Origin of the sequence: Streptomyces sp. NPDC126510, from assembly GCF_040302345.1 — a bacterium.
Classification (GTDB): Bacteria; Actinomycetota; Actinomycetes; order Streptomycetales; family Streptomycetaceae; genus Streptomyces.
Window position 1 is genome coordinate 110,744 of the sequence record NZ_JBEORR010000021.1, and the last position, 12,864, is coordinate 123,607.

Below are 12,864 nucleotides of genomic sequence, written 5' to 3' on the forward strand. Positions count from 1 at the left end.
CCACGGGCTGTCGCAGCCGGGACCATGTTGCGTATCAGTCCCACTGTTGCGCAATACGCACTTCCCTCAGGGAGGGCTCAGTGTCTCTCGGACTCACCACCGGCCGCGAGTTCGTCCTCACGTTGTCGTGCCCCGACCGCTCGGGCCTCGTCCACGCCGTCACCGGCTTCCTCGTCCGGCACTCCGGGAACATCCAGGAGAGCCAGCAGTTCGACGACCGGCTCAAGGACCGCTTCTTCATGCGGGTGCACTTCGACGTCACGGACCCGGGCATGTCGCTGGAGGATTTGAAGTCCGGCTTCGCCCCGGTGGCGGAGGCGTACCGGATCTCCTGGCAGCTGTACGAGGCGTCGACCCCGACGCGCACGCTGATCATGGTGTCGAAGTTCGGGCACTGCCTGAACGACCTGCTCTTCCGCTGCCGTACCGGCGCGCTGAACATCGAGGTGCCGGCGATCGTCTCCAACCACCGGGACTTCGAGCCGCTCGCCGAGAGTTACGGGATTCCGTTCCACCACGTGCCCGTGACCAGGGAGACGAAGCCCGAGGCGGAGGCGCGGCTGCTGGAGCTCGTCGAGGAGCTGGACATCGACCTGGTGGTCCTCGCCCGTTACATGCAGATCCTGTCGAACGACCTGTGCAAGCAGCTCGAAGGCCGGGCGATCAACATCCACCACTCCTTCCTGCCGAGCTTCAAGGGCGCCCGGCCCTACGTCCAGGCGCATGAGCGCGGCGTCAAGCTCGTCGGAGCGACGGCCCACTACGTCACCCCGGACCTGGACGAGGGGCCCATCATCGAGCAGGACGTCGTCCGTGTGAGCCACTCACAGGGACCGGACAGCCTGGTCGCCCTGGGGCGCGACGTGGAAGCGCAGGTCCTGGCACGGGCGGTGGAATGGCACAGTCAGAGCCGCATCATGGTCAACGACAACCGTACGGTCGTCTTCCGCTGAGGAAAACGACCTCCGCCCCCTCACACCCGTTGACCATTTCACCTAGGGTTTCGCCATGAGCAACCACGGTGCCGAGTCCGCAGGCGCTCCGAGTGGCGGAGTGCAGTCCGTTGACCGCGCTGTCGCCGTGCTGGAGATCCTCGCCCAGCACGGCGAGGCGGGCGTGAGTGAAGTGGCCGCGGCGATCGACGTCCACAAGTCCACCGCTTTCCGTCTGCTCGGCGCGCTGGAAGCGCACGGGATGGTCGAGCAGGAGAGCGAGCGCGGAAAGTACCGTCTCGGCTTCGGAGTCGTGCGCCTCGCCGGAGCCGTGACGGGCCGTATCGCCGTCACCCGCCACGGACGGGACATCTGCGAGCGTCTCGTCGACGAAGTGGGCGAGACGCTGAACATCGCCGTGCTCGAGTCCCACCACGCGATCAACCTCTACCAGGTGCGCAGCACCTCGGCCATCGCCGCGCAGAACTGGGTGGGACGGCAGACGCCGCTGCACTGCACGTCGAGCGGCAAGATCCTCCTCGCCCACCTCGATCGCGAGGACCGCGACGAGCTCCTCGCCGAGACCGGCCTGCCCCGTATGACACCGCGCACAGTGACCTCGAGGAAGAAGCTGGAGGCGGACCTCGCCGACGCCCGTGAGCAGGGCTACGCCATCACGATGGAGGAGTACGAGGAGGGCCTCAACGCCCTCTCCGCGCCCGTGCGTTCGGAGGAGGGTGAGGTCATCGCCGCCCTCAGTGCGTCGGGGCCGGCCTTCCGGATGACCGAGGGGCGGATGCACGAACTGGCAGAGGTGCTCGTCGCGGGAGCGGACGAACTCAGCCGCCGGCTCGGCTACACGGGCTGAGGCTTGGCCGGGTCACCGCCCAGGACAGAACCACACCAAGTGGCGGTAGGAGAACCAGGTACCGGTTCTCCTACCGCCGCTTTCGTGGTGTCCCGGTCAGCCCGTCCATTCCACGGCGGCGTCCAGGAGCCAGTCCGTCAGATAGCCGGCGAAGGAGGAGCGGACCAGTACCCAGAACCCGGCCCTCGGGTCGTCACGGGCCACCAGGACGACCTGGGTGCGGCCCAGGGTCGTCTGGGCGCAGCGGCCCGGGCCGAAGACGCGCGGGTGCAGGTCGAGCGAGCAGCCGTGGGCCAGCAGGTCGTGGGCACGGGGCCCGGCGACGAGGAGCGTGGTGCGCTGAGCCGAGACGTCGACGACGGACGCGGGCTCGTCACCGGCGGCCTCACGGATCCGGTTCTCCAGTCCGCGCCGGCCGCCCGGCGGTCCGACCACGAGCCACTCGTCGGGGCCGAGCCACAGCGCGGTCAGCTCCCCCGTGCGGACGACGGTACCGGGCTCGACGGGCAGTTGCAGGCCCAGCGCCAGCCCCACGGCGTCCACCGCCGCTCCCTTGGGATCGAGGCGGACGTTGATCTGGGTCAGGAAGGGGAGTTCCGCGAGCCGGACGGCGCCCCGGGAGGTGCGGGTCGCGGCGGCCAGCCGGTCCGCGGCGTGCGACAGGGGGCTGCGGAGCGGGGCGGTAAGGGCGGTGTCAGCCATCGCGGCGGGCTCCCTCGGGGTCGTAGAGGACGGGGCTCGCGACGGTCACCGGGACCAGCCGGTCACCGACGGGGGCGTAGAGGCGCTCACCGATGCGCTCGCGTCCGCCCTTGACCAGTGCGAGGGCGAAGGTCCTGCCGAGGGCCGCGCTGCGGTAGCTGGACGTGACGTGGCCGAGCATCGGGACGGGGGGCGCGGGCAGCACGCTGTCGGCGACCAGGTGCGTGCCCTCGGGGAGGAATGTGCCAGGGTCCTCCGGGAGCAGACCGACCAGGTGCTTGCGGTCGGGGCGGACGGTGTCGGCGCGGGCGAAGGAACGCTTGCCGATGAAGTCGGGCTTCTTCTTCGAGACCGCCCAGCTCATGCCGAGGTCCTGCGGTGTCACCGTGCCGTCGGTGTCCTGGCCGACGATCGGATAGCCCTTCTCCGCGCGCAGGACGTGCATGGTCTCCGTGCCGTACGGGGTGATGCCGTACGGGTCACCCGCCGTGTACAGCGCCTCCCACAGGGCGAGGGCCTCCCACGGCGAGACGTTGATCTCGTAGGCGAGCTCGCCGGAGAAGCTGATCCGGCACACCCGGGCCTCGATGCCCGCGACCGTCGTGTCCCGCCATGCCATGAACGGGAAGTCGTCGTTGGCCACAGCCAGTCGCGGTGCGAGTGAGCCGAGCACCTCGCGGGACTTCGGACCGACCAGGGCGACGGTGGCCCACTGTTCGGTCACGGAGGTGCAGTGGACCTTGAGGTCGGGCCACTCCGTCTGGAGCCACTCCTCCATCCAGTCCAGCACGGTGGCGGCGTTGCCCGTGGTGGTGGTGACCAGGTAGCGGTCCTGGTCGAGGCGGATGACGGTGCCGTCGTCGAAGACCATTCCGTCCGGTCGGCACATCACGCCGTAGCGGATCATGCCGACCTTCAGGGTGCTCATCATGTTGGTGTAGAGCAGGTCGAGGAAGACGGCGGCGTCCGGGCCCTGGACGTCGATCTTGCCGAGGGTGGAGGCGTCCATGAAGGCGACGCCCTGGCGGGCGGCGGCGCATTCGCGCAGCACGGCCGTCTCCATGTCCTCGCCGTGCTGCGGGTAGTACCAGGGCCGCTTCCACTGGCCGACGTTCTCGAAGAGAGCGCCGTGCGCGACATGCCACTCGTGCAGGGCGGTGGTGCGGACCGGGTCGCTCAGCACGCCGCGGTCGCGGCCGGCGAGGGCTGCGAAGGAGACCGGGGTGTACGGGGGCCGGAACGTGGTGGTGCCGAGCGCCGAGATCTCCACGCCGAGCAGTTCGGCGACGACACCGCTGGCCAGGACGCCGGAGGTCTTGCCCTGGTCGTTGGCGGTGCCGGCCGTGGTGTAGCGCTTGGTGTGCTCGACCGAGCGCATTCCGGCGCCGGTCGCCCGGGCGAGGTCGTCGACGGTGACGTCGCGTTGGAGGTCGACGAAGCGCGGGGCGCCTTCCCGTCCCGGGACGGTGAAGACCTGCATGGGCGGCGTCTGCGGCTGCTCCGCCACCTGCGGCAGGAGGGGCGTCTCGGCGGTGTAGCCCTCGGCCTCCATCGCGCGGGCACCGGCGGCCGTCCCCTGCGCGAGGACTCGGGCGAGGTCGAAGACGCCGCTCGCGGCGCCCGCGACCTCGACGGCCTGGCGGGAGGTGTCGGGGACGAAGCTGCCGAGCTCCTCGTCGTGGCGGAGCTTGCCCCCGGCCTGGCTGAACAGGTGCGCGACCGGGTTCCAGCCTCCGGAGACCAGGAGCAGGTCGGCGGCGAACTTCCGTCGCCCTGTGGTCGCCCCGTACGGGGCGACGGTCACGGCGGTGAGACGCGGGGCACCGTCCGTGGCGGTGACGGCGTGCCCCGTCAGCACCTCGATGCCGGCCCGGCGGGTGCGCTCGGCCCACTCCCCCGGCTCGGGGCGGGTGTCGACCACGGCCTCGATGGCGACGCCCGCCGCGGCGAGGTCCAGCGCCACCGCGTAGGCACTGTCGTTGGTGGTGAAGACGACCGCGTGGCGACCGGGCAGGGCCCCGTGGCGGTTGACGTGGGCGCGGGCCGAAGCGGCCAGCATCACGCCGGGCCGGTCGTTGTCCGCGAAGGCCAGCGAGCGTTCGTGGGCGCCGGTGGCGAGGACGACGTGGCGGGCCCTGATGCGGTGGACGCGTTCCCGGGAGACCTTCTGGGGAGCCGCGGCGCCGAGGTGGTTGGTGCGGCGCTCGACGGCGAGCAGGTGGTTGTCGTCGTAGTAGCCGAAGACCGTGGTGCGGCGCAGGACGTGTACGTCGGGGGCGGCGTCGAGCCGGGCGGTCGTCTCGGCCACCCAGTCGGGGAGTTCGCCCGTGCCGAGGAGACTGCCGCCGGGCTCCGGCTGGTCGTCGGCGAGGATGACGCGGGCGCCCGATCGGGCGGCGGCCGCCGCCGCGGCGAGGCCGGCCGGGCCCGCGCCGACGACCAGGAGGTCGCAGTGGGTGTGCACGGCGTCGTAGCGGGCCGGGTCCGGTTCGGTGGCGAGGCGGCCCTGGCCGGGGAGGCCGGTCGCGACGAGGCCGTCGTAGAGCTCGACGGTGGTGGCCGGGAGCATGGGCTCGGGGAAGGGTTCCTCGATCTGGATGACGGCGTTGGGTTCTTCGACGCCGGCCGAGAAGATGCCGCGAGGGCGGCCCAGCTTGATGCTGGTGCCGGTCTGGATGACGCCGTTGGCGAGGAGGGCGGAGGCGAGGGTGTCGCCTCTGTAGCCCTGGTACTCCGTGCCGTCGAAGGTGAAGGTGAGGGGCTCGTCGCGGTGGATGCGGCCTCGGGTGGGGTGGCGGAAGGGCTGGGTTGTTTCGCCCCCGCCGCCCCTGCCCGTCCCTTGCTCCAGGGGCTCTGCCCCTTCGATCCCGCTGGGGGCCGCGCCCCCAGACCTCCCTTCGGCCTGGACGGCCTCGTCCTCAAACGCCGGACGGGCTGACGTCACCGAGCGTGCCTCGAAAGTGGCCGGGCGCTCCTCCCCCGCCCGGTACACCGTCAGGATCTCGTTCGTCGACGTGTCCCGTACGGCGTTGAACCAGCGGCGGCAGCCCGCGGTGTGGCTCCAGCGCTCGGCGAAGGGGCCCCTGGGGTTGTCGCGGAAGAAGAGGTAGCGGGCCCACTCCTCGTCGGTGAGGGACGCCGGGGCCTCCGGGTACGGCACATGGGCCTGGCCGCCGTAGTGGAACTCGGCCTCGTCGCGAGGTCCGCACCACGGGCAGGGGATCAGCAGCATGGATCGGCTCCCAAAGCTTCCAGTGGTCCTAGTGGGCCACCGCGGCCGCGCCGTGCTCGTCGACGAGCGCGCCGGTGGTGAAACGGTCGAGCGAGAAGGGGGCGTTCAGCGGATGCGGTGTGTCGTGGGCGATGGTGTGGGCGTAGACCCAGCCGACACCGGGGGTGGCCTTGAAACCGCCGGTGCCCCAGCCGCAGTTGAGGTAGAGGTTGTCCACCGGGCTGAGGCCGATGATGGGCGAGGCGTCGGGGCTGACGTCGACGATGCCGCCCCAGGTGCGCAGGACGTGGGCGCGGGCGAAGGCCGGGAAGAGTTCGAGGGCCGCCGCCATCTGCTCCTCGATGATGTGGAAGGCGCCGCGCTGGGTGTAGGAGTTGTACGCGTCGATGCCGGCGCCCATCACCAGCTCGCCCTTGTGGGCCTGGCTGACGTAGACGTGGACCGCGTTGGACATGACGACCGTCGGGTGGACCGGTTCCAGCAGCTCCGACACGAGCGCCTGCAAGGGGTGGCTCTGCACGGGGAGTTCGATGCCCGCCATGGCCGCCAGGACCGAGGTGTGGCCCGCCGAGCAGAGCGCCACCTTGCCCGCGGCGATCGGGCCCCGGGTGGTCCGGACTCCGACCACCCGGTTGCCGACCACATCGAGGCCGGTGACCTCGCAGTTCTGGATGATGTCGATGCCGGCGGCGTCGGCGGAGCGGGCCAGGCCCCAGGCGACGTGGTCGTGCTTGGCGATCCCCGCGCGGGGCTGGTAGGTGGCGCCCAGAACGGGGTAGCGCACGTCCGGGGAGATGTTGACGATCGGGCAGACGTCCTTGACGCCGTCCGCGTCGAGCCACTCGGCGTCCACGCCGTTGAGGCGGTTGGCCTCGACGCGGCGCACGCTGTCGCGGACGTCCTGGAGGCTGTGGGCGAGGTTCAGTACGCCGCGCTGGGAGAAGAGGATCGGGTAGTCGAGTTCGTCCGCCAGGCCCTCCCACAGCTTGAGGGCGTGCTCGTAGATGCCGGCGCTCTCGTCCCAGAGGTAGTTGGAGCGGATGATCGTGGTGTTGCGGGCCATGTTGCCGCCCGCCAGCCAACCCTTCTCCAGCACGGCGACATTGGTGATGCCGTGGTTCTTCGCCAGGTAGTGCGCGGTGGCCAGGCCGTGTCCGCCGCCGCCCACGACGACGACGTCGTAGGAGCGCTTCGGCTCCGGGTTTCGCCACAGCCAGTCGGGGTGTTCGGGGAGCTCGGCGCCGGGGGTGCGGGGGCTCATCGGGCGTCTCCGTTGTGGGACAGGTGCGGGTAGAGCGGGTGCTTGGCGGCCAGGGCCTCCGTGCGGGCACGCAGGGCGGCCATGTCCGGCTCCGGCTGGAGGGCCATGGCGATGACGTCCGCGACCTCGGCGAAGTCCTCCTCGGTGAAGCCGCGGGTGGCCAGGGCCGGGGTGCCGATGCGCAGGCCCGAGGTGACCACGGGCGGACGCGGGTCGAAGGGCACGGCGTTGCGGTTGACGGTGATGCCGATCTCGTGGAGCAGGTCCTCGGCCTGGCGGCCGTCCAGCTCGGAGTCGCGCAGGTCGACCAGGACGAGGTGGACGTCCGTGCCGCCGGTCAGCACCTTCACTCCGGCCGCCGCCGCGTCCGCCCGGGTGAGGCGTTCGGCGAGGATGCGGGACCCGGCGAGCGTCCGAGCCTGGCGTTCGGCGAACTCCGGTGTCGCGGCGACCTTGAACGACACCGCCTTCGCGGCGATGACGTGCTCCAGGGGGCCGCCCTGCATGCCGGGGAACACCGCCGAGTTGATCTTCTTGGCGAGGTCGGCCTCGTTGGTGAGGATGACGCCGCCTCGCGGGCCCCCGAGGGTCTTGTGCGTCGTCGTGGTCGTGACGTGGGCGTGCGGTACGGGGCTCGGGTGCAGGCCGGCCGCCACCAGCCCGGCGAAGTGCGCCATGTCGACCATCAGCAGGGCGCCCACCTCGTCGGCGATCCTGCGGAAGACCGCGAAGTCCAGCTGCCTGGGGTACGCCGACCAGCCCGCGATGATCATCTTGGGGCGGTGCTCCTTGGCGAGCCGCTCTACCTCGTCCATGTCGACGAGGTTGTCCGCCTCGGACACGTGGTACGGCACCACGTTGAGCATCTTGCCGCTGTAGTTGATGCGCATGCCGTGCGTGAGGTGCCCGCCGTGCGCGAGATCGAGGCCGAGGACGGTGTCGCCGGGCTGGAGCAGGGCGAAGAAGACGGCGGTGTTCGCCTGGGCGCCCGAGTGCGGCTGCACGTTGGCGAAGCCCGCGCCGAAGAGGGACTTGACGCGCTCGATGGCCAGTCGCTCGGTGACGTCGACGTGTTCGCAGCCGCCGTAGTAGCGGCGGCCGGGGTAGCCCTCGGCGTACTTGTTGGTCGCCACCGAGCCCTGGGCCTCCATCACAGCGGAGGGCGCGAAGTTCTCGGAGGCGATCATCTCCAGGGTGGACTGCTGGCGGTGCAGCTCGGCGCGGAGCGCGGCGTGGACCTCGGGGTCCAGCTCCGCCAGGGGGGTGTTCAGCGCGTTCATACGGCGTTCGCGTTCCTCTCGGCGGCCTCGACGACATTGGCGAGCAACATGGCGCGGGTCATGGGGCCGACGCCCCCGGGCATCGGCGCGAGCCATCCGGCGACCTGGGCGGCGCCCGGGTGGATGTCTCCGGCCAGGCCCTGGTCGGTGCGGGTGATGCCGACGTCCAGGACGGCCGCGCCGGGACGCAGCATGTCCTTGGTGATCAGCCCGGGCGAGCCGGCGGCCGCGACGACGATGTCCGCCTCGCGTACGTGCCAGGCCAGGCCCTTGGTTCCGGTGTGGCAGAGGGTGACGGTGGCGTTCTCGGAGCGGCGGGTGAGCAGGAGCCCGATCGGCCGTCCGACCGTGATGCCCCGCCCGATCACACACACCCGGGCTCCGGCGAGCGGTACGTCGTGGCGGCGTAGGAGTTCGACGATGCCACGCGGGGTGCACGGCAGGGGCGCCTCGACGCCGAGGACGAGCCGGCCGAGGTTGACGGGGTGCAGTCCGTCGGCGTCCTTGGCCGGGTCCATGCGCTCCAGTACGGCGTTGGCGTCCAGGTGGCGGGGCAGCGGGAGCTGGACGATGTAGCCGGTGCAGGCGGAGTCGGCGTTGAGCTCGTCGATCGTCTCCTCGACCTGCTGCTGGGAGGCGTCGGCGGGCAGCTCCCGCCGGATGGAGGCGATCCCGACCTGCGCGCAGTCCCGGTGCTTGCCACCGACGTAGGCGTGACTGCCCGGATCGTCGCCGACCAGGACCGTGCCAAGGCCAGGTGCCCGGCCGGTGAGGGCGGTCAACTTGGCCACGCGCTCGGCGAGTTCCTGCCGGATGGCGGCTGCGGTCGCCTTGCCGTCGAGGAGTTGTGCAGTCACCTCAAGGGTTCCTTCCAACGAGGGTGTAGCTGAACGCCCCCTTGAGGGGCGCGGGGAACTGCGCGACAAGCCACGACGCGCCCGCAGGCGACGACTCAGCCACGAAGCCGGGACATCGTCGGATCGAACAAAGGCTCCTGAGCCACTACCGCCTCGACGGACTGATCGAAGTACCCGATGTGCACGACGGTCCCCGGCTCCGCGAGTTCCACGGGCAACCACGCATAGGCAATGCCCTTGCCGATCGTGTAGCCATAAGCCGCACTGGTGACGTACCCCACCGCACAGTCCCCGTCGTACACCGGCTCCTTGCCCATGACGACGGCCTTCGGGTCATCGATCGTGAGACAGGTCAGCTTCCGCCGGACATCGGCCTTGCGCCGCTCCAGCGCCGCCTTCCCGACGAAGTCGTCCTTGTCGAGCTTCACGGCGAAGCCGACACCCGCCTCGTACGGGTCGTGCTCGTACGTCATGTCCGTGCCGAAGGAGCGGTAGCCCTTCTCCAGCCGGAGACTGTTGAAGGCGCCCCGCCCGGCCACGATGCCGCCCACCGGCTCGGCCGCCCGCCACAGCGTGTCCCACAGCTTCTGCCCCAGGTCGGCGGTGGTGTACAGCTCCCAGCCGAGCTCGCCGACGTACGACAGGCGCATCGCGGTGACGGGCACGGAGCCGATGTGGGCGCGCTTGGCGCGGAAGTACTTCAGGCCGGTCGCGGAGAAGTCGGCGTCGGTGAGGGGCTGGAGGACGTCGCGGGCGCGCGGTCCCCACAGGCCGATGCAGCAGGTGCCGGGGGTGATGTCGCGGACCTGGACCGTGCCGTCGACGGGCAGGTGGCGGGTGAACCAGTCGAGGTCCAGGTTGCCGTTGGCGCCGACCTGGAAGAGGTCGGGGGCGAGCCGGGCGACGGTGACGTCGCTGCGGATGCCGCCGTCGTGGTCGAGGAGCAGCGTGTAGGTCACCGAGCCGACGGACTTGGCGACCTTGCCGGTGCACAGCCGCTCCAGGAACTCGCCGGCGCCGCGTCCGCTGACCTCGAGCCGCTTGAGGGCCGTCATGTCGTACATCGCGACGGTCTCTCGGGTGGTCTGGGCCTCGGCGGCGACGATGGGCGACCAGTACCGCGCGGCCCAGTCGTTGGGGGTGACGATGGAACGGCCCTCGACGAGGCCCGCGTTGGCCTCGTACCACTGCGGGCGCTCCCAGCCGTTCGCCTCCAGGAAGAAGGCCCCCAGTTCCTGCTGGCGGGTGTGGAACGGGCTGGTGCGGATCGGGCGTGGGTCCCCCGACGGCTGGAGGGGGTGGAGGATGTCGTAGACCTCGACGAAGTTCTGGCAGTCGCGGGCCAGTACGTACTCGGGCGAGAGCTGGTGCGGTTCGAAGCGGTTGACGTCGCACTCGTGCAGGTCGAAGGAGGAGCAGTAGCCGTCGACGAGCCACTCGGCCATGGCCCGTCCGACGCCTGCGGAGTGCGTGACCCAGACGGCCTCGGCGACCCAGAAGCCCTTGACGTCGGGGGATTCGCCGAGCAGGGGCAGTCCGTCGGTGGTGAAGGAGAACAGGCCGTTGATGCCTTCCTCGACCTTGGCGTCCTTCGTCGCGGGGAGCAGGGACTGGGTCTCGCTCCAGGCCTCCTCGAAGTCCTCCTCGGTGAACTTCAGGACGGAGGGCATCTGGTCGGACTCGTCCACGGAGAGGATGTCGTCGGCGGAGATCGGCATCGGGCGGTGGCCGTAGTAGCCGATGCCCAGGCCGTCGAAGCGGTCGCGGTAGTAGAGGTCGGCGTCCTGGTGGCGCAGGATCGGGCGGACCGCCTCCTGCGTCTGTCCGGCCAGGGCCGGGACCGGGCCCGTCCAGGCGAGCTGGTGGGCGAGCGGGGTGAGCGGGAGGTTCATGCCGGCCATGCGGGCGATCTTCGGGCCCCAGATGCCGGCGCAGCACACGACGATGTCGGCGGGAATCTCGCCCTGGTCGGTCAGGACGCCGGTCACCTCGCCCTCGGCCTGCCGGACGTCGAGGACTTCGTGGCGGGCGAGAAAGTCGACGCCGCGCTCGGTGGCCCGGCGGATCTGCGCCTCGACGGCGAGGACCGCCTTGGCGAGGCCGTCCGTCGGGACGTGGAGGCCGGCGAGGACCTTGTCGGGGTTGACGAGGGGGTGCTGTGCGACGCACTCCTCGGTGGTCAGCAGCCGGGACTCGATGCCCCAGGAGGCGAGCCAGCCGTGGCGCCGCTGGAGCTCGGTGACGCGCTCGGGGCTGGTGGCCACCTCCAGGCCGCCGACCTGGAGGAAGCAGGGTTGCCCGTCGACGTCGAGGGAGCAGAACTTCTCGACGGTGTAACGGGCCATCTCGGTCATGGTCTTGGAGGGGTTGGTCTGGAAGACCAGGCCCGGGGCGTGCGACGAGGAGCCCCCGGTGGCGGGCAGTGGGCCCTGGTCGACCACGGTCACTTCGGTCCAGCCGCGCGCGGAGATCTCGTCGGCGAGCGCTGCCCCCACGACGCCCGCTCCGATGATGACCACCCGGGGTCCCGCCATCGCCGCACCTCCGACGTTGAAAGCGATCCAGTTGCTGTCTACGCAACAGGGTTCAGGTTGCGCAACTCAATGTGCCCGCCGTGCATCGGCGTGTCAAGAGGTCCGCGACGCCGGAAAAACACCCGGGCGCGACGGGGAGGTACCGGCGCAAAACGGCGAGGCCCGGCAGGCTGACGACACAGCCTGCCGGGCCTCTGCGGCCGGACTCACACGGGTGTTCCCGCGCCCTACTTGATCCAGGCGTCGACCTTGCCGCGGTTGGCCTCGACCCACTTCTTCGCCGCGGCCTCGGGCGCCATCTTGTCCACCGCGATGTACTTGGCCACGGTGTTCTGATCGTCGTTCGTCCAGGTGAAGTTCTTCACCAGGTCATAGGCAGGGCTGCCCGACTTGGCGAACTTCGCGCTGACGATCTTGTCGAGTTCGTACACGGGGTAGTCACAGGCGACCTTTTCCGCGTCGGCGTCGCAGCCCTCCTTGTACTCGGGAAGGCTGACCTTCTTCAGCGGCACCTCGGACAGGAACCACTGCGGCTCGTAGAAGTAGCCGATGACCCATTCCTTGTTCTTCTCGGCGTTGCGGTAGGCCTGGATGAGCGCGGTCTCGCTGCCCGCGTACACCACCTTGAAGTCCAGCTTGAGGTTCTTCACCAGCGCCTCGTCGTTGGTCACGTACGAGGGATCGCCGTCGAGGAGCTGGCCCTTGCCTCCCGACTCCGAAGTCTTGAACTTCGACGCGTACTTGTCGAGGTTCTTCCAGTCGGTGATGTCAGGGTGCGCTTTCGCCAGCCACGGCGGCACGTACCAGCCGATGAGGCCTTTGTTGCCCGTCGGGCCGGCCTCGACGGCCGTCTTCTGTTCGGTGATGTACTTCTTCTTCAGGTCGTCGTGGCCCCAGTTCTCGACGACGGCGTCGACCTCGCCCGTCCCGAAGCCCTGCCAGGCGATCTCCTCCTTGAGGTCCTTCTGCTCGACCTTGCAGCCGAGGTCGTGTTCGGCGACGTAGGCGAGGACCGCCGCGTTCGCCTCGTAGCCCACCCACGGGTTGATCGCGAGGTTGAAGGTGCCGCACTTGCCCGAGCTGCCCGAGCCGGCCGCGCTGTCGTCGCCGACCTTCGCGCCCCCGCAGGCCGTGAGGGTGAGGCCGAGGACGGCCAGGCCGGCAGCGCCGGCTCTCCAGTGTCGTGCCATGGTGAGGT

General features: G+C 70.4%; 9 protein-coding genes. 2 read left to right on the top strand and 7 right to left on the bottom strand.

Annotation, left to right across the window (positions count from 1 at the left end; genetic code table 11):
* Positions 1-80 precede the first annotated feature (80 nt).
* Positions 81-953 (top strand): formyltetrahydrofolate deformylase, encoded by an 873-nt coding sequence (gene purU / locus ABTX60_RS27545; RefSeq protein WP_352099700.1) that lies wholly within the window; start codon positions 81-83, stop codon positions 951-953.
* Between the two features lie 55 nt (positions 954-1,008).
* On the top strand, positions 1,009-1,800 hold the full coding sequence (locus tag ABTX60_RS27550) for an IclR family transcriptional regulator (RefSeq protein WP_352099701.1): 792 nt from the start codon (positions 1,009-1,011) through the stop codon (positions 1,798-1,800).
* 96 nt (positions 1,801-1,896) lie between these two features.
* Here ABTX60_RS27550 and ABTX60_RS27555 read toward each other — a convergent pair whose 3' ends face one another.
* The 7 genes from ABTX60_RS27555 to ABTX60_RS27585 all read right to left on the bottom strand — a co-directional run bounded on the left by ABTX60_RS27555 (position 1,897) and on the right by ABTX60_RS27585 (position 12,856).
* Entirely contained in the window at positions 1,897-2,502 is a 606-nt protein-coding gene (locus tag ABTX60_RS27555; RefSeq protein WP_352099702.1) for a sarcosine oxidase subunit gamma, read from the bottom strand.
* Complete coding sequence (locus ABTX60_RS27560) at positions 2,495-5,734, bottom strand: sarcosine oxidase subunit alpha family protein (RefSeq protein ID WP_352099703.1); 3,240 nt, start codon at positions 5,732-5,734, stop codon at positions 2,495-2,497. The genes ABTX60_RS27555 and ABTX60_RS27560 overlap by 8 nt, the downstream gene beginning before the upstream one ends.
* Before the next feature lie 28 nt (positions 5,735-5,762).
* Positions 5,763-6,995, bottom strand: coding sequence for a sarcosine oxidase subunit beta family protein (locus ABTX60_RS27565; RefSeq protein WP_352099704.1), 1,233 nt, complete (start codon positions 6,993-6,995; stop codon positions 5,763-5,765).
* Positions 6,992-8,275, bottom strand: coding sequence for a serine hydroxymethyltransferase (glyA, locus tag ABTX60_RS27570; RefSeq protein WP_352099705.1), 1,284 nt, complete (start codon positions 8,273-8,275; stop codon positions 6,992-6,994). Before glyA ends, ABTX60_RS27565 begins: the two co-directional genes overlap by 4 nt.
* Positions 8,272-9,132, bottom strand: coding sequence for a bifunctional methylenetetrahydrofolate dehydrogenase/methenyltetrahydrofolate cyclohydrolase (locus tag ABTX60_RS27575; RefSeq protein ID WP_352099706.1), 861 nt, complete (start codon positions 9,130-9,132; stop codon positions 8,272-8,274). The genes glyA and ABTX60_RS27575 overlap by 4 nt, the downstream gene beginning before the upstream one ends.
* A gap of 95 nt (positions 9,133-9,227) precedes the next feature.
* Positions 9,228-11,666, bottom strand: a complete 2,439-nt coding sequence (locus ABTX60_RS27580) for a GcvT family protein (RefSeq protein WP_352099707.1) — start codon at positions 11,664-11,666, stop codon at positions 9,228-9,230.
* 227 nt (positions 11,667-11,893) lie between these two features.
* Positions 11,894-12,856: an ABC transporter substrate-binding protein gene (locus tag ABTX60_RS27585; RefSeq protein WP_352099708.1), complete on the bottom strand. Its 963-nt coding sequence runs from the start codon at positions 12,854-12,856 to the stop codon at positions 11,894-11,896.
* Between the last annotated feature and the right edge of the window lie 8 nt (positions 12,857-12,864).